The 23261-nt window shown below is 74.2% G+C and carries 19 protein-coding genes and 1 pseudogene; 14 read left to right on the forward strand and 6 right to left on the reverse strand.

What is annotated here, in order from left to right; genetic code table 11:
• Nucleotides 1–3: 3 nt before the first annotated feature.
• The 6 genes from ANAE109_RS16470 to ANAE109_RS25850 all read left to right on the forward strand — a co-directional run bounded on the left by ANAE109_RS16470 (nt 4) and on the right by ANAE109_RS25850 (nt 7123).
• Nucleotides 4–981 (forward strand): aldo/keto reductase, encoded by a 978-nt coding sequence (locus ANAE109_RS16470; protein ID WP_012098019.1) that lies wholly within the window; start codon nt 4–6, stop codon nt 979–981.
• Nucleotides 982–1093: 112 nt separating this feature from the next.
• On the forward strand, nt 1094–2329 hold the full coding sequence (locus tag ANAE109_RS16475; RefSeq protein ID WP_234945162.1) for an NAD(P)-dependent alcohol dehydrogenase: 1236 nt from the start codon (nt 1094–1096) through the stop codon (nt 2327–2329).
• 336 nt (nt 2330–2665) lie between these two features.
• On the forward strand, nt 2666–3724 hold the full coding sequence (locus ANAE109_RS16480; RefSeq protein ID WP_012098021.1) for an NAD(P)-dependent alcohol dehydrogenase: 1059 nt from the start codon (nt 2666–2668) through the stop codon (nt 3722–3724).
• 344 nt (nt 3725–4068) lie between these two features.
• Nucleotides 4069–4983 carry a LysR family transcriptional regulator gene (locus tag ANAE109_RS16485; RefSeq protein WP_012098023.1) on the forward strand — a complete coding sequence of 305 codons (915 nt, stop codon included), beginning with the start codon at nt 4069–4071 and terminating at the stop codon, nt 4981–4983.
• A gap of 293 nt (nt 4984–5276) precedes the next feature.
• A complete protein-coding gene (locus ANAE109_RS16490; protein WP_012098024.1) occupies nt 5277–6356 on the forward strand; it encodes a glycosyltransferase in 1080 nt (359 codons plus the stop codon).
• Nucleotides 6353–7123, forward strand: coding sequence for a sugar phosphate nucleotidyltransferase (locus ANAE109_RS25850; protein WP_012098025.1), 771 nt, complete (start codon nt 6353–6355; stop codon nt 7121–7123). Before ANAE109_RS16490 ends, ANAE109_RS25850 begins: the two co-directional genes overlap by 4 nt.
• 49 nt (nt 7124–7172) lie before the next feature.
• On the opposite strand, the pseudogene ANAE109_RS16500 reads toward ANAE109_RS25850, so the two are convergent.
• From ANAE109_RS16500 to ANAE109_RS16510, 3 genes and pseudogenes are all read right to left on the reverse strand, one after another.
• Nucleotides 7173–8471 (reverse strand): annotated as a pseudogene (locus ANAE109_RS16500) (UDP-glucose/GDP-mannose dehydrogenase family protein); the annotation flags it as partial.
• Nucleotides 8468–9544 (reverse strand): glycosyltransferase, encoded by a 1077-nt coding sequence (locus ANAE109_RS16505; protein ID WP_012098027.1) that lies wholly within the window; start codon nt 9542–9544, stop codon nt 8468–8470. The pseudogene ANAE109_RS16500 and the gene ANAE109_RS16505, both read right to left, overlap by 4 nt.
• Nucleotides 9541–10644 (reverse strand): glycosyltransferase, encoded by a 1104-nt coding sequence (locus ANAE109_RS16510; RefSeq protein WP_012098028.1) that lies wholly within the window; start codon nt 10642–10644, stop codon nt 9541–9543. The genes ANAE109_RS16505 and ANAE109_RS16510 overlap by 4 nt, the downstream gene beginning before the upstream one ends.
• Nucleotides 10645–10836: 192 nt before the next feature.
• Between ANAE109_RS16510 and ANAE109_RS16515 the strand changes: the two genes are divergently transcribed.
• From ANAE109_RS16515 to ANAE109_RS16550, 8 genes are read left to right on the forward strand one after another with little or no spacing between them, the layout of a single operon-like run.
• Nucleotides 10837–11958 carry an NAD-dependent epimerase/dehydratase family protein gene (locus ANAE109_RS16515; protein ID WP_012098029.1) on the forward strand — a complete coding sequence of 374 codons (1122 nt, stop codon included), beginning with the start codon at nt 10837–10839 and terminating at the stop codon, nt 11956–11958.
• Nucleotides 11955–13019: an SDR family NAD(P)-dependent oxidoreductase gene (locus ANAE109_RS16520; protein WP_012098030.1), complete on the forward strand. Its 1065-nt coding sequence runs from the start codon at nt 11955–11957 to the stop codon at nt 13017–13019. The genes ANAE109_RS16515 and ANAE109_RS16520 overlap by 4 nt, the downstream gene beginning before the upstream one ends.
• On the forward strand, nt 13016–14014 hold the full coding sequence (locus ANAE109_RS16525; protein ID WP_012098031.1) for a zinc-binding dehydrogenase: 999 nt from the start codon (nt 13016–13018) through the stop codon (nt 14012–14014). The genes ANAE109_RS16520 and ANAE109_RS16525 overlap by 4 nt, the downstream gene beginning before the upstream one ends.
• The gene (locus ANAE109_RS16530) at nt 14011–15027 is read left to right on the forward strand and encodes a Gfo/Idh/MocA family protein (RefSeq protein WP_012098032.1); all 1017 of its coding nucleotides are present in this window, start codon (nt 14011–14013) and stop codon (nt 15025–15027) included. The genes ANAE109_RS16525 and ANAE109_RS16530 overlap by 4 nt, the downstream gene beginning before the upstream one ends.
• On the forward strand, nt 15011–16159 hold the full coding sequence (locus tag ANAE109_RS16535) for a glycosyltransferase family 4 protein (RefSeq protein WP_012098033.1): 1149 nt from the start codon (nt 15011–15013) through the stop codon (nt 16157–16159). Before ANAE109_RS16530 ends, ANAE109_RS16535 begins: the two co-directional genes overlap by 17 nt.
• The gene (locus ANAE109_RS16540) at nt 16147–17277 is read left to right on the forward strand and encodes a glycosyltransferase (protein ID WP_012098034.1); all 1131 of its coding nucleotides are present in this window, start codon (nt 16147–16149) and stop codon (nt 17275–17277) included. Before ANAE109_RS16535 ends, ANAE109_RS16540 begins: the two co-directional genes overlap by 13 nt.
• Nucleotides 17274–18041, forward strand: a complete 768-nt coding sequence (locus ANAE109_RS16545; protein WP_012098035.1) for a TIGR04290 family methyltransferase — start codon at nt 17274–17276, stop codon at nt 18039–18041. Before ANAE109_RS16540 ends, ANAE109_RS16545 begins: the two co-directional genes overlap by 4 nt.
• The gene (locus ANAE109_RS16550) at nt 18038–18922 is read left to right on the forward strand and encodes a beta-xylosidase (protein ID WP_234945163.1); all 885 of its coding nucleotides are present in this window, start codon (nt 18038–18040) and stop codon (nt 18920–18922) included. Before ANAE109_RS16545 ends, ANAE109_RS16550 begins: the two co-directional genes overlap by 4 nt.
• Before the next feature lie 84 nt (nt 18923–19006).
• Here the strand turns inward: ANAE109_RS16550 and ANAE109_RS16555 are convergent, their stop codons facing one another.
• The 3 genes from ANAE109_RS16555 to ANAE109_RS16565 form a co-directional block, all read right to left on the reverse strand.
• Nucleotides 19007–19690 (reverse strand): hypothetical protein, encoded by a 684-nt coding sequence (locus ANAE109_RS16555; RefSeq protein WP_012098037.1) that lies wholly within the window; start codon nt 19688–19690, stop codon nt 19007–19009.
• A gap of 104 nt (nt 19691–19794) precedes the next feature.
• Complete coding sequence (locus ANAE109_RS16560; protein ID WP_143827999.1) at nt 19795–21486, reverse strand: cellulase family glycosylhydrolase; 1692 nt, start codon at nt 21484–21486, stop codon at nt 19795–19797.
• A 5-nt stretch (nt 21487–21491) separates the two neighbouring features.
• Nucleotides 21492–23261 carry an ABC transporter ATP-binding protein gene (locus ANAE109_RS16565; RefSeq protein WP_012098039.1) on the reverse strand — a complete coding sequence of 590 codons (1770 nt, stop codon included), beginning with the start codon at nt 23259–23261 and terminating at the stop codon, nt 21492–21494.

Consider the following 23261-nt stretch of genomic DNA (forward strand, 5'->3'; position numbering starts at 1 on the left):
GCGATGCTGAAGCGCAAGCTGGGAAGGAGCGAACTCGAGGTCTCGGCCATCGGCCTCGGCTGCATGGGGATGAGCTTCGCCTACGGGACCCCGCCGGACAGGAAGGAGATGATCGCGCTGCTCCGGGCTGCGGTCGATCGCGGCGTCACCTTCTTCGACACGGCGGAGGCGTACGGGCCTTTCACGAACGAGGAGCTGGTCGGCGAGGCGCTCGCGCCCGTCCGCGACCGAGTCGTCATCGCGACCAAGTTCGGGATGAAGCTCGGGACGATCGGAGTGGACAGCCGGCCCGAGCACATCCGCGAGGTCGCCGAGGCGTCGCTACGGCGGCTCGCGGTCGGCACCATCGATCTCCTCTACCAGCACCGGGTCGATCCGGACGTTCCCATCGAGGACGTCGCGGGCACGGTGAAGGAGCTGATCCGCGAAGGCAAGGTGAAGCACTTCGGCATGTCGGAGGCGGGCGTGAAGACCATCCGCCGCGCGCACGCCGTCCAGCCGGTCACGGCGGTCCAGAGCGAGTACTCGCTGTGGTGGCGGAGGCCCGAGGAGGAGCTGCTCCCGACGCTCGAGGAGCTCGGCATCGGCTTCGTCCCGTTCAGCCCGCTCGGCAAGGGATTCCTGACGGGGAAGATCGACGCGGAGACGACGTTCGAGAAGAACGACTTCCGCAACCTCGTGCCCCGCTTCTCCCCGGAGGCGCGCAAGGCGAACCAGGCGCTGGTCGACCTGCTCGGCGGCATTGCGACGCGCAAGGAGGCGACCCCCGCGCAGATCGCGCTCGCGTGGCTCCTCGCGCAGAAGCCCTGGATCGTGCCCATCCCGGGGACGACCAAGCTCCACCGGCTCGAGGAGAACCTCGGCGCCACCGAGGTCGAGCTCACGCAGGACGACCTCCGCGCCATCGACGAAGCCGCATCGAAGATCCGCGTGGAGGGCGCGCGGTACCCGGAGGAGCTCGAGAAGAGGACGGGGCTCTAGCCGCTCTCGTCGCAGCGCCACAGGCGGCGAAGGGCTGCCGCGCGATCGCGCGATCGAGACGCTCCTGCGCCCGTAGCACCTGCGCCGTGCCACATCGAATGGAGGTCCCACCGTGAAGAACCAGATCACGAGGCTGCCGGACGAGCGGGAGCCGGCTTCACCCGAGAACACGAACCTGGGCCGGCGCGGCTTCATGTGGACGAGCGCCCTCGCCGCGGCAGGCGCGGGCGCCGCCGGGCTCTTCAGGCCCTCGACGGCGGAAGCCACCCCGGCCGTCGAGAAGGCGACCTTTGGACATGGCCCCTTCCCTGCCGAAGGGATGGCCCTCCACTCGTCCCAGGGGCCGCACGAGCGGCTGAAGTTCCAGCGGCGCGCGCTCGGGCCGAAGGACGTCGCGATCAAGCTCCAGTACTGCGGCATCTGCCACTCCGACATCCACCATGGGCGCGAGCACTGGCGGAAGGAGACGTTCCCGCTCGTCACCGGGCACGAGCTGGCCGGCGTGGTGGTCGCCGTCGGCTCGAGCGTCAGCAAGCTCGAGGTGGGCTCTCGCGTGGGCGTGGGCTGCATGGTGAACTCCTGCCGTCGCTGCGGTCCGTGCGAGGCCGGCATGGAGCAGTACTGCGAGAACGGCAACGTCCTCACCTACGGCTCGAAGGACCGCGACGGCTCGATCACGCAGGGCGGCTACTCGACGTTCAACGTCGTGGACGAGGACTTCGTCATCGCGATCCCCGACGCGATCGATCTCGCGCACGCGGGACCGATGCTGTGCGCCGGGATCACCGTCTACTCCCCGTTCCGCAGGTGGAGCGTCGGCCCCGGGAAGAAGGTCGGCGTGGTCGGGCTCGGCGGCCTCGGTCACATGGCGACGAAGATCGCCACCGCGCTGGGCGCCGAGGTGACGGTGCTCACGACGTCGAGGAGCAAGGTCGACGATGCGAGGCGGTTCGGCGCCAGGACGGTCATCGTGAACGACCCGGGAGCCGATCTCTCGAAGCACCGCCGGTCGCTGGACTTCATCCTCGACACCGTCCCGTACCAGCACGACCTCGAGCGCCTCCTCCCGCTGCTGAAGATCGACTCGACGCTGTGCATGGTCGGCGTCGGGAAGACCACCGAGCCGCACCAGATCGGCCCGTTCTCGCTCCTGAGGGATCGCACCTCGTTCGCGAGCTCGCAGATCGGCGGGATCCGGGAGACGCAGGAGCTCGTCCACTTCTGCGCGCTTCACGGCATCAGGCCCGAGATCACCCAGGTCCCCATGTCCAGGATCGACGACGCCTGGGCGAAGGTGGTCGACAAGGCGGCGCGCTACCGCTTCGTCATCGACGTGACGAGCGCCTGACACGACGCGGGCCGACCGAGGGTGACCTTCACGCACGGCCTCGGGACTCGCGGTCCAGGCGGCGTCTCCCGGGGGCCTGCACGGACCTGAGGAAGGCGTCGTGTTCGGAGCACGAGGCGTTACCGCGCTCGCAGGCGGCTACGGAGCGAGGTGCAGGATCGTTCCCTGTTCGAAAGCGGGCGGGGGCTCCCCAAGTCAGGGGTCAGGCTTGCGGCGTTGAGCTTTCCTGAATGGCCCATCCACTCACCGCCCGTTGCGCGGGCTCGGCGCGCGCGTAGGTTTGACCGCGCCCGGCTCGTGCAGGGCCGCAGCACGACGCAGAGGGAGAAACAGTCCATGTTCCATGCGAAGGCCTACTCCGCGGCGAGCGCGACCTCGCCGCTCGCCCCCACCCGGATCGCCCGTCGCGATCCCACCCCGCACGACGTCCAGATCGAGATCCTGTTCTGCGGGATCTGCCACTCCGATCTCCACACCGTCCGGAACGAATGGAGCAGCCTGATGGCCACGGTGTACCCGTGCGTTCCCGGCCACGAGATCGTCGGCCGCGTGGCGAGGGTCGGGTCCGCCGTGACGAAGTTCGCGCCCGGTGACCTCGCCGCCGTCGGCTGCCTCGTCGACTCCGACCGCACCTGCCCCGAGTGCCAGGCCGGCCTCGAGCAGTTCTGCCCCGGGCAGGTCCTCACCTACAACGCGCCCGACAAGCACCTCGGCGGCGTCACCTACGGGGGCTACTCGGACGGCATCGTCGTCGACGAGCGCTTCGTCCTGTCCGTCCCCTCGAACCTCGACCTCGCCGGCGTCGCGCCGCTGCTCTGCGCCGGCATCACGACCTGGTCGCCGCTGCGCCACTGGGAGATCACGGAGGGGAAGAAGGTCGGCGTCGTGGGCATCGGCGGGCTCGGCCACATGGGCGTGAAGTTCGCCCGCGCGCTCGGCGCCCACGTGGTCGCCTTCACGACCTCGCCCGGCAAGCAGGAGGACGCGCTCCGCCTCGGCGCGCACGAGGCCGTCGTGTCCCGTCATGCCGACGAGATGCGGAAGCACGCCGGCAGCTTCGACTTCATCCTCGACACCGTCTCCGCCGAGCACGACCTCGGCGCGTACGTCCAGCTCCTCCGCCGCGACGGCACCCTCACGCTCGTCGGCGCGCCGGAGAAGCCGTCCGCCCTCGCCGCCTTCGGGCTGATCTTGGGGCGCCGCAGCATCGCCGGCTCGCCCATCGGCGGCATCCCGGAGACGCAGGAGATGCTCGACTTCTGCGGCAAGCACGGCATCACCGCCGACGTCAAGGTGATCCCGATGCAGAAGGTGAACGAGGCCTACGAGCGGATGCTGCGGTCGGACGTGAAGTACCGCTTCTCGATCGACATGGCTTCCCTGAAGGCGGAGTAGTCCGTGGTGCTCGGCGCCATGGACGTGCTCGCAGTCATCGTGTCCCTCTCCGTCCGGACCGGCCGAGTGGTTCACCGGCTCGGTCCGGGTCGACCCGCTGTTCCAGGCGGCCGATCCGGCGCGCTCCTCCGGCGTCCAGGTGCTCCTCCACGGGACCTCCCCACCGCTGGACGCGCCCGACACCGGAGGTCACGATCAGGATCTGACCGAGCGGATGCGCGTGCCACGCGCTGCGGCCGCCGGGCTCGAACGCCGAGGGCCCGCCCGTCGCCTGAAGCTCGTATCGGTCGAGCGTCGCCGCGGCGGCCTGCTCTGGGTCCGGTATCGCGTGCGATGACTCGACCATGGCCTTCACGCCCCTCAACGCCCTGAACTCGTTCATCGCCGTCGCGCGGCATCGCAGCTTCGCCGCCGCCGCGAGGCACCTCGGGGTCTCCACCTCCGCGCTGAGCCAGTCCGTCCGGCAGCTGGAGGCGCGCCTCGGGGTCACGTTGCTCACGCGGACGTCGCGGACGGTGGCGCTCACGGACGCCGGGCAGCGCCTCCTCGAGAACGCGGGTGGGGCGGTCGACCAGGCGCTGGAGTCGCTCAAGACGGTGACGGTCCGGGCGGGCGAGGTCACCGGCCGTGTCCGGCTCTCCGTGCCGGCGTCGGCGGGTGCGCTCGTCCTGGCGCGACTCCTGCCGCGGTTCATCGAGCGCCATCCCAAGGTGGAGGTCGAGGTCCAGGTCGAGAACCGCTTCGTGAACATCATCGCCGAGGGCCTCGACGCCGGCATCCGCCTCAGCGAGGCCATCGAGCGCGACATGGTCCAGGTGCGGCTCACGGAACCCGGCCGCTTCGTCGTGGCCGGGGCCCCCTCCTACCTCGCGCGACGGGGGACGCCGCAGAAGCCGCAGGATCTCCTCCAGCACGACTGCATCTGCATCCGCACGTCCTTGCGCGGAGCGCGCTACGCGTGGGAGCTCGAGCGCGGAAGGAAGACGTGGCGCGTTCCCGTCGAGGGAACGGTGACGACGAACGACACCGCGCTGATGCGACTCCTCGGCGTGGCCGGCGTGGGCCTCCTCTACATGTTCGAGCCGGAGCTCGCCGACGAGCTCCGCCGGGGGAGCCTGCGCCTCGTCCTCGAGCCGTACGCGGCGGCCGTGCCGGGCTTCTTCCTGTACTTCCCGAGCCGCGCGCAGGTCTCTCCCGCGCTCCGGGCGTTCGTCGACGTCGCGCGAGAGATGGCCGGGGAGTCCAGGCGGGCGAGCTGAGCGGCGCGATGGCGACGAACGACGAAGCCTGGGGCGAAGGTGGTCTCGAAGGACGCTCGGTCCCGCTTCGTCGCCGACATGACGAACGCGACGCGAACGGCCCGGCGGGCCCAACCTCCGCGTCCGCCCGCCGATCGGGCCTCCCGCGCGGGCGGGCGGGGGCATCACCGATCGGCGCGACGTCCGGTGTGCGGACGATCCGCGGCCTGCGCGCCGCGCGCCGCTGCGGGCCGTGAGGCCGGTCCACAGCTTTGCGAAGGCGCGGGGTGCCGGGGCCGCCGCGCGGAGGGCGCATGCGGCTCGTCGTCTTCGGCCTGACGGTCAGCTCGTCGTGGGGGAACGGCCACGCCACGCTGTGGCGCGGCCTCGCGGCGGCGCTCGCGCGGCAGGGGCATCGGCTCGCCTTCTTCGAGCGCGACGTGCCGTGGTACGCACGGAGCCGCGACCTCGTCGCGCTGCCCGGCGGCGCGCTCCACCTGTACGGCCGCTGGGAGGACGTCCTGCCGGCTGCCCGTGCGGAGCTCGATCGCGCCGACGCCGTCCTCGTCACCTCCTACTGCCCGGACGGCCCCGCCGCGTCGGAGCTCATGCTCTCCTCCGGCGCGGCGGTCCGCGCGTTCTACGACATGGACACGCCGGTGACGCTCGCGCGCGCGCGGGCCGGCGAGCGGGTCGAGTACCTGCCGCCCGAGGGGCTGGGCGGGTTCGACCTCGTCCTCTCCTTCACCGGCGGCGAGGCGCTGACCCAGCTCGAGACCCTGCTCGGCGCGCGGCGGGCGGCGCCGCTGTACGGGAGCGTCGACCCTGCGGTCCACTGCCCCACCGCGCCGCGCCCCGAGTTTCGCGCCGATCTCTCCTACCTCGGCACGTACGCCTCGAACCGGCAGGCCGCGCTCGAGGCGCTCCTCCTCGAGCCGGCGCGGCGCCTCCCGCACCGCACCTTCGCGATCGCCGGGTCGCAGTACCCCGCCGACTTCCCCTGGCGCGAGAACGTCCTCTACTTGAACCACCTCCCGCCCGAGGACCACCCGGCCTTCTATGGATCGTCCCCGCTGACGCTCAACGTCACGCGCGCGCCGATGGCGGCGCTCGGCTGGTGCCCGTCGGGGCGCCTCTTCGAGGCGGCCGCGTGCGGCGTGGCCGTCCTCACGGACCCGTGGCCCGGCCTGGGCGACTTCTTCGAGCCTGGGCGCGAGATCCTCGTCGCGCGGAGCCCCGAGGAGGCGGTCGCGGCGGTGGAGCGGGCGCACGACGAGCTGGCGCGGATCGGCAGGGCCGCGCGTGAGCGGTGCCTGGCGGCGCACACGGCGGACGCGCGGGCGAGGGAGCTGGTCGGCTTGCTCGAGCGGGCCGGGGGAGAGAGGGCCGCGTGAGCATCTGGGGCCTCATCCCGGCGGCGGGCGCGGGCAGCCGCATCCAGCCGCTCGCGTTCTCGAAGGAGCTCCTGCCGGTCGGCACGCAGCTGCTGGACGGCCAGGATCGGCCGCGCGCCGTCTCCGAGTACCTCGTGGAGCGGATGCTGCGCGGCGGCGCGGACCGCCTCTGCTTCGTCATCTCGCCGGGGAAGAGCGACATCGTCGAGTACTTCGGCGGGCAGGTCGGCGCCGCGCACGTCTGCTACGTGGTGCAGCCGCGCCCGACCGGGCTGTGCGACGCGCTCTTCCGCGCGCTGCCGCTCGTCGCCCCGGGGGACGAGGTGCTGGTGGGCCTGCCGGACACCGTCTGGTGGCCGGACGACGGCTTCGTCCGGCTCGGCGGGGGTCTCCAGTTCCTGCTCTTCCCGGTGCAGCGCCCGGAGCTCTTCGACGCGGTGGCGGTGCAGGGCGACGGCACGGTGCGGCGCATCGAGGTGAAGTCGCCGGGGGCGTCCACGCACTGGATCTGGGGGGCGTTCAAGCTGACCGGCGCGATCCTCGCCGAGCTTCACGACCTCTGGCGCGCGCGCGACCGGCGCGACGAGTACGTCGGCACCCTCGTCAACGCGTGGCTCGCGGCCGGCGGCGTGGCGCGCGCGGTCCCCGCCGGGGAGCGCTACGTCGACGTTGGGACGCTGCACGGCTATCACGAGGCGATCGGGGCGCTTCGAGAGCGGCAGGAGCGGTCCGCGCCGCCGCCCGCTCCGGAGCCCGCCGCGCCGTAGCACGGGGACGCCGCCCCGCTGCGAGCGCCTCGGGCGCAGGGGGCGCCGCGCGGCCGATCCCGTAGTAGACGAACCCTGCGTCGCGGAGCTCCGCCGGGTCGAAGAGGTTCCGCCCGTCGAAGATCACCGGCGTCTTCATCAGCCGCCGCAGCCGCCCGAGGTCGGGCCGGCGGAACTGGCTCCACTCGGTCACGACGAAGAGCGCCTCCGCCCCCTCCGCGCAGTCGTAGGGGCCGTCGGCGTAGGAGACCTGCGACCCGGCCTTGCGGAAGTGGCGCATGGCGACCGGCTCCGCGACGGGATCGTGGCAGCGCACGCTGGCGCCCTTGCCGGTGAGCCCCTCGATGAGCGCGAGCGCGGGCGACTCGCGGATGTCGTCCGTCCCGGGCTTGAACGAGAGCCCCCACACCGCGAAAGACCGGCCGGCGAGCGAGCGAAAGTGGCGCACCGCCTTCTGCAGGAGCGCCGCCTTCTGCCGCTCGTTGATCCGCTCCACCGCCTTCAGGATCTCCAGGTCGACGCCGTGCTCGCGCCCGGTGGAGACGAGGGCGGAGACGTCCTTCGGGAAGCAGGAGCCGCCGTACCCCACCCCGGCGTGGAGAAACGCCGCCCCGATGCGCCGGTCGGCGCCCACCGCGTCGCGCACGAGGTTCACGTCCGCGCCCACGTGCTCGCAGAGGAGCGCGACGTCGTTCATGAACGAGATGCGCGTCGCGAGCATCGCGTTCGCGGCGTGCTTCGTGAGCTCCGCGGAGCGGTGGTCCATGAACAGGATGGGCGACTCGTCGGAGACGATGGGCGCGTACACCTCGCCCATCGTCCGCCGTGCCCGCGGCGAGCCGGTACCGATCACGATCCGATCCGGGTGCAGGAAGTCGTCGATGGCCGAGCCCTCGCGGAGGAACTCGGGGTTCGACACCACCTCGACGGCGGTGCCGGCCTCGCGCCTGACGAGCGCCGCCACCTCGTCGGCGGTGCCCACCGGCGCGGTGCTCTTCACCACGACCACCGCGTCGCTCCGGAGCGCGGGGGCCGCCTGCCGTGCGGCGGCGAGCAGGTACGAGAGATCCGCCGAGCCGTCCTCGCCCGCCGGCGTGCCGACCGCGAGGAACACCACCTCGGCGCCGGCGACCGCCTCGTAGTTGCTGGAGAAGGCGAGCCGCCTCTGGGCCACGTTGCGCTCCACGAGCTCGTCCAGCCCGGGCTCGTAGATGGGGCTCCGGCCCCGCCGAAGGAGCGCGATCTTCTCCTCGTCCGTGTCGATGCACGTGACGAGGTGTCCCGAATCGGCGAGGCAGGCCCCCGCGACCAGGCCGACGTACCCCGTGCCGATGACGCAGATCTTCACGCGAGGTAACCCTCCAGCTCCCGGACCCGGTGCGCCGCCGTGTGCTCGCGCAGCACGCGCGCGCGGGCCGCCTCGGCGATGCGGCGCCGCTCCGCCTCCGGCGTGCCGCGCACGAGCTCGAGCGCCTCCTCCGTGCTCTCGGCGAGCAGGATCTCCCGGCCGGGCTCGAAGAACGCGTCGATCCCCTCCCATACGTCGGACACGACCGGCGTCCCGCAGGCGGCGGACTCGAAGAGCCGCACCGAGGGAGACCAGCCGGCGCGCACCATGTCGGCGCGCGTCACGTTCAGCGCGAACCGCTGGGCGTTGTAGAACGAGACGTGCTGCGCCGGCGCGACGTGCTCCATGCGCGCGACGTTGGGCGGCCAGCGGAGGTCGCGCGGGTACTGCGGGCCGGCCACCACGAAGCGCCCCTCGCCCCAGCGGCGCGCCGGCTCGAGCAGGAGCCGCTCCAGCGCGGGCTGCCGGTCGGTGCTGTAGGTCCCGATGTAGCCGAGGTCCCAGCGCGCCTCGCGCGGCTCGGGGCGGTAGTGGCCGGCGTCCACCGCGCAGTGGAGCGGCACCGCGCGCTTCGCGCCGAACTCGCGCTCGATGCGGTGCAGCGTCGGCCCGCCGGTGAAGGAGAGGTACAGGTCGAAGCGCGGCACGAGGTCGCGCGTCAGGTACTCGCACGCGTCGGTCTCGAGCCGGGCGAGCGTGACCGGCGTGTCGATGTCGTAGAAGGCGGTGCGCCCCTTCGCCTCGGCGAGGACCCACCGCGCCGCCTCGATGCCGTCGGGGACGTACGAGCCGACGATCACGGCGTCGGCCCCGCGGAGCGCCGGGGCGAAGCGATCCTTCAGCTCGGGGAGGGAGCGGTAGATCTCGGTGCGCCCCCAGGGCGGCCGCGGGAGGTCGCGGTTGTCCGCGTACCACGGCAGGTCGCGCTCGAGGAAGGTGACCCGGTGGCCGCGCGCCGTCAGCTCGCGCACGAGGCCGCGGTAGGTCACCGCGTGGCCGTTCCCCCACGAAGAGGTGATGGAGAGCCCCAGCACCACGACGTCGAGCGGCTGCGGAGCGCTCGCGGCTCTCACGGCGCCCCCTGCACCGCGCCGGCGCCGCGGCGCTCCGGCGCCACTCCGAGCGCGGCCTCCACCTCGAGGGCGCGGCGGGAGTAGGTGTGCTCGGCGAGGACGCGGCGCCTCGCGGCGGCCCCGACGGCGCGGGCGCGCTCGCGCGAGAGCGCGCCGACGGCGGCGGCGACGTCGTCGCCGCTGCGCGCCACGATCACCTCGCGCCCCGGCTCGAGGAAGGTCTCGAGCCCCTCCCACGCGTCGCACACGATGCAGGCGCCCGCGCCCGCCGCCTCGAACACCCGCGTGGGCGGCGAGAAGCCGAAGCGGGCCATCGAGTCGCGGTTCACGTTCAGCACCGCGAGCGCCGAGGAATTGAGCGCGTTGTGGTCGGCGGTGGGGACGTGCCCGAGCCAGGACACGTTGGGCGGCAGCGGGAGGTCTCCCCACCCCGCCCCGCCGAGCACGAAGCGTCGCTGCGGCAGCCGCGCCGCGGGGTCGAGGAAGAACTCCCGGACGCGCGCCTCGCGATCCGGCAGCCGGTTCGCGAGCAGCGCGAGGTCGCAGGCGAGCCGCGCCTCGGGCATGGCCGGGTGGTGCGTCTCGGGGTCGAGCGCGTTGTAGACCGGCACGCAGCGCCGCGCGCCCAGCGCCTCGTACGCGGCCACGACCGGGGGCCCCCCTCCGTAGGTGAAGACGAGATCGTAGCGCGGGACCAGCGCGCGGAAGGGATCGCTCCGGTCGGCGTCGACGCGCTCGAGCGTGGCGGGCGCGTCCACGTCCCAGAAGACGACGCGGTTTCCCGGTCGCCGAAGCTCCAGGACACGCGCCTCGAGCAGCGCGTCGTGGACTCCTACGCCGCTCGCCTTCACCACCAGATCGGCGTGGCCCGCCTCTTCGAGGCAGGCTTCGAGCGATCCGGCATCGGACGGCCAGACGACCACCCGCGCCCACGGGGGGTCCTCGATGTCTCGATGCGACTGTCGGTCGTACGCGTCGGGCTCGTAGAACGTGACGCGGTGGCCGCGCGCGGCGAGCGCGCGCAGGAGCCCCCGATAGTAGGTGGCGGCGCCGTTCCAGTAGGCGCTGACGAGGCTCGAGCCGAAGAAGGCGATGTCCATCGGTGCGTGTGGGCGGACCGTCGGGTGGGCCGCGCCACGTGCAGGAAATGTAGGCGTTGCGTCAGCCCGGGCATCTCCGCCCGACCTCACGCCTTTCGCCCGTCACCGCCGCACGGTCGGAGACGCGGGCGACGAACCCGCTCGGTTGCCGATTGGGCGCGCGCCGCACAGCTTTTCCCGAGGACCGCACACATGCACGGAAAGCTGATCCTCGTCACCGGCGGTGCCGGTTTCATCGGGTCGCACCTCGCGGACCAGCTCCTCGAGCGCGGCTACCGCGTGCGCGCGCTCGACGATCTCTCGCCGCAGGTGCACGGGGAGAACGCCCGCCGGCCCGACTACCTCTCCGAGGGCGTCGAGCTCTTGCTCGGCGACGTGCGCGATCCGGACGCCGTGTCCCGCGCGCTGGAGGGCGTCGACGCCGTCGTCCACCTCGCGGCCCGCGTCGGGGTGGGCCAGTCCATGTACGAGGTGGAGCGCTACGTCTCGGTGAACGGCGTCGGTACGGCGGTCCTGCTCGAGGCGCTCATCAAGCGGCCGGTGGAGCGACTCGTGGTCGCATCCTCGATGTCGATCTACGGCGAGGGGCTCTACCGCGGTCCCGGGGGGGAGGTCGTGCAGGGCAGCGAGCGCACCGACGCGCAGCTCCGGGCGCGCTCGTGGGAGGTGCGCGGGCCCGGCGGCGAGCCGCTCTCGCCGGTGCCGACCCCCGAGACCAAGGCGCCGGCGCTCCCGTCGGTGTACGCGCTCACGAAGTACGACCAGGAGCGGCTCTGCCTGACGGTGGGGCGCGCGTACGGGATCCCCACCACGGCGCTCCGGTTCTTCAACGTCTACGGCACGCGCCAGGCGCTCTCGAACCCGTACACCGGCGTGCTCGCCATCTTCGCCGCGCGGCTGCTCAACCGCCGGCCGCCGCTCGTGAACGAGGACGGGCTGCAGCGCCGCGACTTCGTCCACGTGCAGGACGTGGCCCGCGCGTGCCTGCTCGCGCTGGAGGCGCCCGAGGCGGCGGGGCTCGCCCTGAACGTGGGGAGCGGCCGGAGCTTCACGGTGCGCGAGATCGCCGAGCGGCTCGCGACGGCGCTGGGCGAGGAGCGGATCGTCCCGGAGATCACCGGGAGGTACCGCGCCGGCGACATCCGCCACTGCTTCGCGGACGTCTCCCTCGCCCGCCGGGTGCTGGGGTACGAGCCGCAGGTCGCGTTCGACGAGGGGCTCACGGAGCTGTGCGGCTGGCTCGCGGGCCAGGTGGCGCACGACAAGGTGGCGGAGGCGAGCGCGATCCTCGCCGAGATGGGGTTGTCGCGATGAGGGGGCGCGGTCACGTGCTGATCACCGGCGGAGCCGGGTTCATCGGCTCGAACCTCGCCGACCGGCTGGCGCGCGCGGGGGAGCGCGTCCTGCTGCTGGACGATCTCTCCCGCCCGGGAGTGGCGCGGAACCTTGCCTGGCTGCAGGCGGAGCACGGCGACCGCATCGACCTCGAGCGGGCCGACGTACGCGACGCGGCGGCGGTGGCGCGCGCTGCGCGCGAGGCGACCTCGGTGTTTCACCTCGCGGCGCAGGTCGCGGTGACGACGAGCCTCGAGGACCCGGTCGGCGACTTCGAGGTGAACGCCCGCGGCACGCTCAACGTGCTGGAGGCGGTGCGCGGGCGGAGCGAGCCGCCGCCGCTCCTCTTCACCTCCACGAACAAGGTGTACGGCGCGCTCGAAGACCTCGCGCTCGTCCGGAACGGCGACCGCTACGGTCCGCCCGCGGGCTCCCCGTACGCGCGCGGGGTCTCCGAGGCGCGCCCGGTCGAGTTCCACAGCCCCTACGGCTGCTCGAAGGGCGCGGCGGATCAGTACGTGCTCGAGTGGGCGCGCACCTTCGGCGTGCCGGCGGTCGTCTTCCGCATGAGCTGCATCTACGGGCCGCACCAGCATGGGAACGAGGACCAGGGCTGGGTCGCCCACCTGCTCCGCGCCGCGCTGCGCGGCGACACCGTCACCATCTATGGCGACGGCCGGCAGGTGCGCGACGTGCTCTTCGTCGAGGACCTCGTGGACGCCTTCCTGCTCGCGCGCGGGGGCGCGCGGAAGCTCGCCGGCGAGGCGTTCAACGTGGGGGGCGGGCCCGACCACACCCTGTCCCTGCTCGAGCTCGTGGATCTCATCGAGGCCCTCGACGGCGAGCGGCCGAAGGTGACCTTCTCCGGCTGGCGGGTCGCCGATCAGCGCTGGTACGTGTCCGACACCAGCAAGCTGCGCGCCGTCACCGGCTGGGCCCCGCGGGTGCCGGTGGCGGAGGGGATCGGGCGGCTCCACGCGTGGCTCCGCGCGGCGTTCCCCGCGCCCGTCGGCGCCGCGCTCCCCGAGGCACAGCCGTGACCGTATCGTCCGCGCCTTCGCGGGCCACCCTGCCCGCGCGGATGCGCGCCGCGGTGATGACCGCACCCGGCCGCTTCGAGGTGCGAGAGGCGCCTCGGCCGGCGCCCGGGCAGGGCCAGGTGCTCGTGGCCGTCGACGGCTCGGGGATCTGCGGCTCGAACCTGCCCGTCTTCGAGGGGCGACCGTGGTTCGCCTACCCGCTCGCGCCGGGCGCGCCCGGGCACGAAGGATGGGGGCGCGTGGTCGCCGCCGGCCCGGGCGCGGAGGGCGCCTTCACCGCTGGGGCGCGCGTCGCCTTCCTCTCCGGCGCCGCCTTCGCGGAGTACGAGGCCGTGGACGCCGCCGCCGCGCTCGCGGTCCCCGCCGCGCTCGGGGATCTGCCGTTTCCCGGCGAGCCGGTCGCCTGTGGCGTGAACGTGTTCCGGCGCGCGCGGATCGTCCGCGGCGACGTAGTGGCCGTGGTGGGGATCGGCTTCATCGGCGCGGTGGTGGCCCGCCTCGCCGCAGCCGCGGGAGCGCGCGTCCTCGCCGTGGGCCGGCGCCCCTTCGCGCTCGATCTCGCCGGGGCGCTCGGGGCGGAGCCGGTGCCGTGGGGCGAGCGCGGCGCGGTCGTCGAGGAGATCCGCCGGCGCACCGGCGGCGCGCTGTGCGACGTCGCGGTCGAGGCGGTGGGCCTGCAGGCGCCCCTCGATCTCGCCTCGGACCTCGTCCGCGAGAGCGGCCGGCTCGTCGTCGCGGGGTTCCACCAGGATGGGCTCCGCACCGTGGACCTGTGCGCCTGGAACTGGAAGGGGCTCGACGTCGTGAACGGCCACGAGCGGCGGCGCGAGGTGATGATGGACGCGATGCGAGGCGCGGCCGAGGCCGTCGCCGACGGCACCCTCGACCTCGCCCGGCTCGTCACGCACGCCTTCCCGCTGGAGGCGATCGGAGAGGCGTTCGCGGCGCTGCGTGATCGGCCGGACGGGTTCCTGAAGGGGGTCGTGAGACCATGAGCACCGCGCCCGCACGGGCGGCAGCGACGCGCCCGCGGCTCGGCTTCCTCGGCGTCGGCTGGATCGGCCGCCACCGCATGGAGGCGGTGGCGAAGAGCGGCGCCGCCGAGGTGGCGGCGGTCGCCGATCCCGTCGGGGACGCGGCGCGGGAGGCGGCGCAGTCCGCGCCCGGCTGCGCGGTCGCGGCGTCGCTCGACGAGCTCCTCGCCCTTCCGCTCGACGGGATCGTCATCGCCACGCCGAGCGCGCTCCACGTGGAGCAGGCGGTGCGCGCGCTCGAGCGCGGCCTCGCGGTGTTCTGCCAGAAGCCGCTCGGGCGTACCGCGGCGGAGGCCCGGCGCGCGGTCGACGCCGCGCGCGCGGCCGATCGGCTCCTCGCCGTCGATCTCTCCTACCGCCACGTGCGCGGCGTCCCTGAGGTGCGGCGCCTCGTGCAGGAGGGGGCCCTCGGGCGCGTCCACGCGGTGAACCTGGCCTTCCACAACGCCTACGGCCCGGACAAGGCCTGGTTCTACGACGTCCGCCAGTCGGGCGGCGGCTGCGTGATGGACCTCGGCATCCACCTCGTCGACCTCTCCCTGTGGGTGCTGGGGTTCCCGAAGGTGCTCGACGTCGCGAGCCGCGTCACCTCGAAGGGCGCCCCGCTCGCCGGCCGCGACGCCGTGGAGGACTGCGCGCAGGCGCTCCTCCTGCTCGAGGGCGGCACCGCCGCGCAGCTCGCCTGCTCGTGGCGCATCTCCGCCGGGCGCGCCTGCGCCATCGAGGCCGCGTTCTACGGCACCGAAGGCGGCGCTGCACTGCGCAACGTGGACGGCTCGTTCTACGACTTCACGGTCGAGCGCTACCGCGGCACGGCGCGCGAGGTGCTCGCCACGCCGCCCGACGCCTGGGGGGGACGCGCCGCCGTGGCCTTCGCCGAGGCGCTCGCCGCCGGGCGCGGCTTCGACGCCGAGGTGGAGGGGCTCGTCCGCGTCGCGGAGGCGCTGGACGCGATCTATGAGCGGGCACGATGAGGCACCCCGGGGCGCGGCCCGCGGGCCGCGCGTCCTCCTGACGGCGGACACCGTGGGCGGCGTCTTCGCCTACGCGGCGGAGCTCTGCGCCGCGCTCGCGCAGCGCGGCTGCGCCGTCGCGCTCGCGACGCAGGGGCGCCCGCTCTCCGCGGACCAGCGGGCGGAGCTGGCGCGTGTTCCCGGCCTCGAGGTGCACGAGGGGACGGGCAAGCTCGAGTGGATGCAGGATCCCTGGGACGACGTCGCGCGGGAGGGAGAGCGGCTCCTCTCGATCGCGCGGCGGTTCCGGCCGGACGTCGTGCACCTCAACGGCTACGCGCACGGCGCGCTGCCGTTCGGGGTGCCGAAGGTGGTCGTGGCCCACTCCTGCGTCCTCTCCTGGTTCGAGGCGGTGCGCCACGCGCCCGCGCCGCCGTCGTTCGACCGCTACCGCCTCGAGGTGCGCCGCGGGCTCGACGGCGCCGACGCGGTGGTGGCGCCGACGCGGGCCATGCTCCGCGCCCTCGAGCGCCACCACGGCAAGGTCCGGCGCGGGCTCGTCATCGCGAACGGCCGCGCCCCCGAGCGCTACCCGCCGCGCCCGAAGGAGCCGTTCGTGCTCTGCGCCGCGCGGCTGTGGGACGAGGCGAAGGGGGCAGCCACGCTCGACGCGGCCGCAGGCCGCCTCGCCTGGCCGGTGCTGCTCGCAGGCGATGAGATGAGCCCGGACCTCGCCCACCCCGGCGCCTCGGCGCCGCGCCACGCGCGCCCCCTGGGACGGCTCGCGCCCGACGCGCTCGCCGTGTGGTACGGCCGCGCCTCGATCTATGCGCTCCCCGCACGGTACGAGCCCTTCGGCCTCTCCGCGCTGGAGGCGGCGCTCGCCGGCTGCGCCCTGGTGCTCGGCGACGTCCCGAGCCTCCGTGAGGTCTGGCTCGGCGCCGCGGCCTTCGTCCCGCCCGGGGACGTGGAGGCGCTCGCCTCGACGCTCGCGGGGATCGTCCACGACGCGCCGGCGCGCGCCGAGCTCGGGCGCCAGGCGCGGCGGCGCGCCTTGCTCTTCGGGCGCGAGCGGATGGCGGAGCGCTACCTCGCGACGTACGGCGGCCTGCTCGCGCGGGCGGAGGAGGGGGCGGTCCCGTGCGCGTCGTGACGTTCTGCCACTCGCTCCTCTCCGACTGGAACCACGGGAACGCCCACTTCCTGCGGGGCGTCGCGACCGAGCTCGTCGCGCGCGGCCACGCGGTGCGCGCCTTCGAGCCAGCCGGAGCCTGGTCGCTCCTGAACCTGGTCGCCGACGCCGGCCAGGCGGCGGTCGAGGACGCGCGCCGCGCCTACCCGACGCTCGACGTCGCGCGCTACGACCCCGCCACGCTCGACGTCGACGCGGCGGTGGACGGGGCGGACCTCGTCCTCGTGCACGAGTGGAACGACCCCGAGGTGGTGCGTCGCGTCGGCGATCACCGCCGGCGCTCGCGCCGGCCGTACCTGCTCCTCTTCCACGACACGCACCACCGCGCCGTCACCGCCCCCGAGGAGATGGCGGCCTACGACCTCTCCGGCTACGACGGCGTGCTCGCCTTCGGCGAGGCGCTGCGCGAGGTCTACGTCGCGCGCGGCTGGGCGCGGCGCGCCTTCACCTGGCACGAGGCGGCGGACGTGCGGGTGTTCCGGCCGCTGGAGGCGCCGCCGGAGGGCGACCTCGTCTTCGTGGGGAACTGGGGGGACGACGAGCGGACGCGCGAGCTCGCCGAGTTCCTGCTCGAGCCGGTGAAGGCGCTCCGCCTGCGCGCGCGCGTGCACGGCGTGCGCTACCCGCCGGAGGGGCTCGCCGCGCTCTCGCAGGCCGGCGCGGCGTACGGCCGGTACCTGCCGAACCACCGCGTCCCAGAGGTGTTCGCGCGCCACCGCGTGACGGTGCACGTGCCGCGCGGCCCGTACGCCCGGGCCCTGCGCGGCATCCCCACCATCCGCCCGTTCGAGGCGCTCGCCTGCGGGATCCCGCTCGCCTCCGCGCCGTGGGAGGACGCCGAGGGGCTCTTCGCCCCGGGCGAGGACTTCCTCGTCGCCCGCACCGGCGACGAGATGCGCGCCCACCTGCGCGCCGTGCTCGAGGATCCCGCGCTCGCGGCCTCGCTCCGCGCGCGCGGCCTCGCGGCCATCCGCGCGCGCCACACCTGCGCGCACCGGGTCGACCAGCTGCTCTCCATCCATGCGCGCCTCGCGGGCGAGGCCCTGGCCCACGCCCCCGACCCGGGGAGGCAAAGATGAACCGAAGCTCGCTGTCGCGTCAGGAGATCGAGGCGCGGGTCCAGGCGCTCGGACCCTGGTTCCACAACCTCGACCTCGACGGCGTGAAGACGGCGCCGCAGCACTTCCTGGGCGACTACCCGGCCGTCGCCTGGGAGCGGGTGTCGCACGTGCTGCCCGAGCGGCTCGACGGCCGGACGGTGCTGGACATCGGCTGCAACGCCGGCTTCTTCTCGCTGGAAATGGCCCGCCGCGGCGCGGCCCGCGTGGTGGGGGTGGACTCGGATCCCCGCTACCTCGCGCAGGCGCGGCTCGCCGCGGAGGTGAGCGGCCTCGACGTCGAGTGGCGCGAGCTCTCCGTCTACGACGTCGCTCGGCTCGGCGAGAAGTTCGACGTGGTGCTGTTCATGGGCGTGCTCTACCACCTCCGCCACCCGCTGCTCGCGCTCGACCTCGTGCGCGAGCACGTCGCCCGCGACACGCTCGTCTTCCAGTCGATGATCCGCGGCGCGCAGGGACGGCTGCAGGTGGCGCCGGACTACCCGTTCTCCGAGACGGAGATCTTCGACCACCCCTCGTGGCCGAAGCTGCACTTCGTCGAGCACGAGTACGCCGGCGACTGGACCAACTGGTGGGTGCCGAACCGGCCCTGTGTCGAGGCGATGCTGCGGAGCGCGGGGTTCGCGCCCGAGCCCGTCCCGAGCAGCGAGATCTACGTGTGCCGCGTGACGGAGCGCACGGCGCGCGCCGGGGCGGTCTACCCGGCGGAGGGGATGCGGCCGTGATCGAGGCGGTGATGCTCTGGAACGAGCCGAACAACCTCTCTCACTGGAACTTCCACCTCGATCCCGAGTGGAGGACGTTCTCGGCGATGGCGCGGGTCGCCGGCGCCGCGGTGCGCGCGGTCGCGCCTGGGCTCACGCGCGTCCTGGGCGGCACCTCGCCCATCGACCCGGCCTTCTTCGCGCTCCTCGCCTCGCACGGCGCGCTCGAGGAGGTGGACGCCGTCGCGGTGCACGGGTTCCCGCTCGACTGGAACCACTGGCAGATCCACGAGTGGCCGGCGCGGCTCGAGGAGGTGCGCGTCGTCGTCCCCCTCCCCGTCTGGATCTCCGAGGTGGGCGTCTCCTCCTTCGGCGCCGAGGAGGTGCAGGAGTGGGGGCTCCGCCGGACGGCGGCGCTCGTCCTCGGCAAGGCGCCGCGCGTGCACTGGTACAGCCTCATGGACCTCCCGCGCGCCTGGCCCGCCACGACGCGTCACCGCGAGGCGGAGGGCTCGTCCTATTACCGGCACTTCTACATGGGGCTCATCCGCGAGGACGGCACGCCCAAGCCGGCGCTGCGCGCCTTCGGCGACTTCGTCCCCGACCTCGGCCTGTGCCAGTGGTTCCACTTCGAGGATCACCGCCTCGAGGCGGCGGTGCGCTGGATGAAGGAGCTCGGGGTGCGGAAGCTCCGCACCGGCCTCTCCTGGGCGGACTCCTTTTGCCCGAACGCGCTCGCCTGGTTCGACCGGCAGATGAAGGCGCTCGAGCCCTTCGACGTGACGCTCACCTACTGCTTCACGCCGGAGCATCGCGGCCTGGAGGCGCACCACACCTCTCCGCCGCAGCGGATCGAGGAGTACGCCGAGTTCTGCGCGACCATGACCCGGCGCTATGCCTGATCCGGGGCGCTCCGAGCCGGCGGCGCAGGGTCGTCCCCGCGCCCCCGCAGACCGATGCGGGCGCGCCCGCCGAGGCGGCTCGCCCTAGCGCCCGCGCCCGCGCCCGCCTCCGCGCGACCCGCCGCGCGAGGACGACCCGCCGCGGGACTTCGAGCCCGCGGCCGACGACCGGCGCGCCGCGCCGCCGCGCCGCCCCGAGCTCCGCGCCGCCGTCCGTGCCGGCGCCTTCCGCGCGGCGCGCCCCGCGGTCGCGCGCTTCGCGCCTCCGCGCGAGGATGCGGCGCTGCGACCCCCCACCTTCGGCGTCCGGCCTCCCGCCTTCCGGCTGCGGGCCGCCCCCGCCTTCCGCGTCCCGGCTCCGGCTCCCGCCTTCCGGTCGCGGGCCGCGCCCGCGCGCGACCCCGCCGGCCGCGCGCCGGCCCGGCCTCGGCTGCCACCGCGCGCCGATTTCCGGGAGGCCTTGCTCTCCCCGCGCGATCGCGCCGCGGCGGTCTCACGCGCGACCAGCTTGTTGAAGTTGCTCCGCTCCCCGCCGCGGGTCGTGTCCTGGTAGATGAAGGCGAGCCCGGACTCGTCGAACTTCCGGAACCACTCGTCCCACCCGATCCGCGCGAGCTTCCCCTCGCCGGACCAGCCCGGGAAGTCGATCCGGATCATCCCGGTCTCCTCCCCGGCGCGCTCGGTCCCCCGCACCTCGGCGGGCCACCCGCCGCGCTCCTCGACCCAGCGGCGGATCTCCTCGTGATCGGTCGTCGTCTTGTTCGCCATTCCCGCACCCTCGCGCGCGCAGCGCGCGCCACGGGCACCGCGCGCGCGGCGCCCTCGCCAGACGCTAGGTACGGCGGCCGCTCCCTGCACCGGGAGCGCCGTCCCTACTCGATCCGCTCCACGAGGGCGGCGACGTGGCGCGCGAACGGCGGCACGTCCAGCGGGAGCGGGCCGGACGCGTCCCGCTCCTCGACCGCGATCACCTCGCCGGAGACGTCCTCGACCCAGGTGACGCGCCAGCGGCCGGGCGCAATCCCGGCGAGCGTCAGGCGCGCCCCTTTCACGCGCCCCCCGTAGCCGGGACGGGGAGCGAGGAGCCACACCGCGGCGGCCCGCTCGCCTCCGAGCGCGAGCGCCCGCAGGCCGGGCGCGCGCCGCACCGCGGGTTCGGGCGCGGGCGCGAGCGGCCCCCGCGCCTCCGCGCGGCGCAGGAACGCCGCGAGCGTGCGGAAGTGGCGCGCCCGCGCCGGCGTCATCGGCTCGTCCGAGTCCTCGGTGAAGGGCGGCGCGGAGTGGGAGAGCACCCCGGCGCCGGCGAAGGTCGCCGCCCAGATCCCGACGTGCGTGTGGTCGTGCTCGGGCTTCGCATCGCCGCCCCAGCCGAACTCGCCGATCAGCACCGGCTTCCCGTAGCGCGCCGTGTCGCGCGTCGTCTCGACGAGCGCCTCGGCGAGGTCGTGCACGTCGTGCACGTCCGGGCCGTAGCGGTGCCACTGGACGATGTCGCAGGCGGCGGACGCCCACCAGGCGCGCTCGTCCTCCTCCACGTTCCAGTGGAGCCCCACCGGGCCCGCGGTGACCGGGTGGCCGTACGGGTCCTCCGCGCGCCAGGTGCGCGCGAGGTCCTCCGCCCAGGGGATCCAGTGATCCTCCGGGATGGCGCCGTCCCACTCCGGCTCGTTCAGGAGGTCGATCGCGAGCAGGGCGGGCGACGCGCCCCAGCGTGCGAGCACGTAGCGGAGCCGCGCGCGCGCCGCCTCGCGGGCGCGGGGGTCGAGGAAGAAGTCGGTGTTCCCCGCCGCGGGCCCGCCGCGCGCGGCGGAGTAAGGGTTCTCCTCCCACCCCTTCCACGCGTCGCCGGGCGTGAACCCGATCGCGAAGACGGAGAGGACGACCTTCACGCCGTGCGCCTCCGCCGCCGCGAAGATCGCGTCGTAGCGCGCCGCCGCGGCCTCGTCGAACGCGCCGAGCACGGGCTCGAGGCAGCCGGGGTTCGGCATCGTGCCCGCCCGGCCGCATGCGGTGAAGACGAACACGCGCAGCGCGTTCATCCCGTCCGCCGCCATGCGCGCGACGTAGTCCGCGGGGGAGAGGCCGTCCGACCAGGTGGGGTCGTAGACGTTGAAGCGGTTCTCGCCGAGCGGGCGGAAGGGGCGGCCGTCCTCGGTCCGGAGCGTGCCGCCCGAGACGATCACCTGCCCCGCCAGCCCGCGGTCCTCCGCCATCACCTCGCCGCGCGCCACCTCGGCGGCGGCCGCGCCCTCGCCGGAGCGGGCCACCCAGCGGTGGCGCCCCGGCTCGCGGGGCCGGAACCGCGCCGCCCAGCCCCCCGGGACCGGGAACGCCGGCACGTGGATTCGCGCGCCGGAGGGGGCGAGCACCTCGGCGCGCACCGGCGCGCCGGCGGGGACGGCGAGCCGCAGCTCGACCACGCCGTTCACGGCGGCCTCGCGGCCGCCGGCAGCGTCCGCGCCCGGCCGGACCGGCGCCCGCGCGCAGCCGAGCGCGAGCGCGGCGGCGAGCATCGCGGCCGCGGCGGAGCGCGGCCCGGTGCAGTGGAGACGTCGTGTCGTCACGCCGCTCACGCCGCCATGGGCAGGAGCCCGCGCGCCTGCTTCTCGACGAGGCTCGCGTAGTAGCCGCCGCGCGCGAGGAGGTCCGCGTGCCGGCCCTCCTCGACGATGCGCCCCTCGCGCAGCACCACGATCCGGTCGGCGTCGACGACGGTGGACAGCCGGTGCGCGATGACGAGCGTGGTCCGGCCGCGCGTGGCGCGGTCGAGCGCCTGCTGGACGAGCTGCTCCGACTCGGCGTCCAGCGCGGAGGTGGGCTCGTCGAGGATCACGATCGGCGGCGCCTTGAGGAGCGTGCGGGCGATGGCGACGCGCTGCCGCTCGCCGACCGACAGGCGGCTGCCCCGCTCGCCGACGACGGTGTCGTACCCGTCGGGCAGACGCTCGATGAACTCGTGCGCGTTGGCGTCGCGGGCCGCCTGCTCGATCTCGGCGCGCGAGGCGCCCGGCCGGCCGTACGCGATGTTGGCGAGCACCGACTCGTTGAAGAGGAGGGAGTCCTGGAAGACGACCGCGATCTGCTTGCGGAGCGAGACCTGCTTCAGCCGGCGCACGTCGATGCCGTCCACGCGCACGACGCCCTCGGTGGGATCGTAGAACCGCTGCACGAGCGCCACGAGGGTGGACTTGCCCGAGCCCGAGGGGCCCACGATGGCGAGCCGCTCGCCCGCGCGCACGCGCAGGTCGATCCCGTCGAGGAGCGGCGGACCCTCCGGCTCGTAGGCGAAGCGGACGCCGCTCCACTCGACGTCTCCGCGCAGCCCGATCACCTCGCGCGCGTCCGGCGCGTCGCCGAGGTGGTCGTGCGCGTCGAGGATGCCGTACACCTCCTCCGCGGAGACGCGCGCGGTGTTGACGGTCTTGTAGATGCCGGAGAGGCCGAGCACCGGGCCGAAGAGGCCGCCCACGTACCCGAGGAAGGCGACGAGCGTGCCGACCGTCACCTCGCCGCGCGCGACGAGCACGCCGCCGAGGGCGAGCGCCGCGACGCGCGCCGCGATCTGCACGAGGTTCTGGGCCGCGCCCACGCCCGAGTCGACCCCCACGCCGCGGATGACCACCTCGTTCGCCGAGTTGACCTCGTCGAGGAAGCGCTTCTTCTCGGCGGCCTCCATCGTGAAGCTCTTCACCGTCACGATCCCGGAGAGCACCTCGTTGAACCGCGAGTAGATGCGCGCCCAGCGCTGGAGCAGGCTCCGCTCGCGGCGCGTCTGCATGGGGGCGGCGAGCCGCGCGATGAGCGCGGGCGCCGGAGCGAAGACGAGGACGAGCAGCGCGAGACGCCACTCGAGCCGCGCCATCACCGCGACGGAGAGCGCGAGGTAGACGGCGGCGGGCACCGCGTTGAAGGCGATCTCGGAGAGCGCGCCCACGAGCCCCTGGATGGAGCGATCGAGCCTCGTCATCACCGCGCCGACCCCCTCCGCTCGGTGGAAGGTGAGGGGCAGCCGGTGCAGCCGCTCGACGGTCGCCTCGGTCAGCCTGAAGTGGATGCCGATCCGCGTGCGCCAGGTGAGCCAGTTGGAGACGCCCTGCAGCGCCTCGCGCAGCAGGCCCAGCACGACGAGGGCGAGGACGCCCTCCGCGAACCCGCGCGCCGCGTGGCCACCGGCGAGCCCGTCGAAGACGTGGCGGAGCGCCAGCGGCTCGGCGGCGTTCAGCGCCGCCAGCGCGATGGCGATGGCGAGGATGGCGGAGATGGCGCCGCGGGCGGGGTCGAGAAACTCGGTCGCACGCCGCAGGCCCGCACGGCGCCTCGGAGGGTGAGGGGCGGTCAC

Origin of the sequence: Anaeromyxobacter sp. Fw109-5 (assembly GCF_000017505.1) — a bacterium.
Lineage (GTDB): Bacteria > Myxococcota > Myxococcia > Myxococcales > Anaeromyxobacteraceae > Anaeromyxobacter.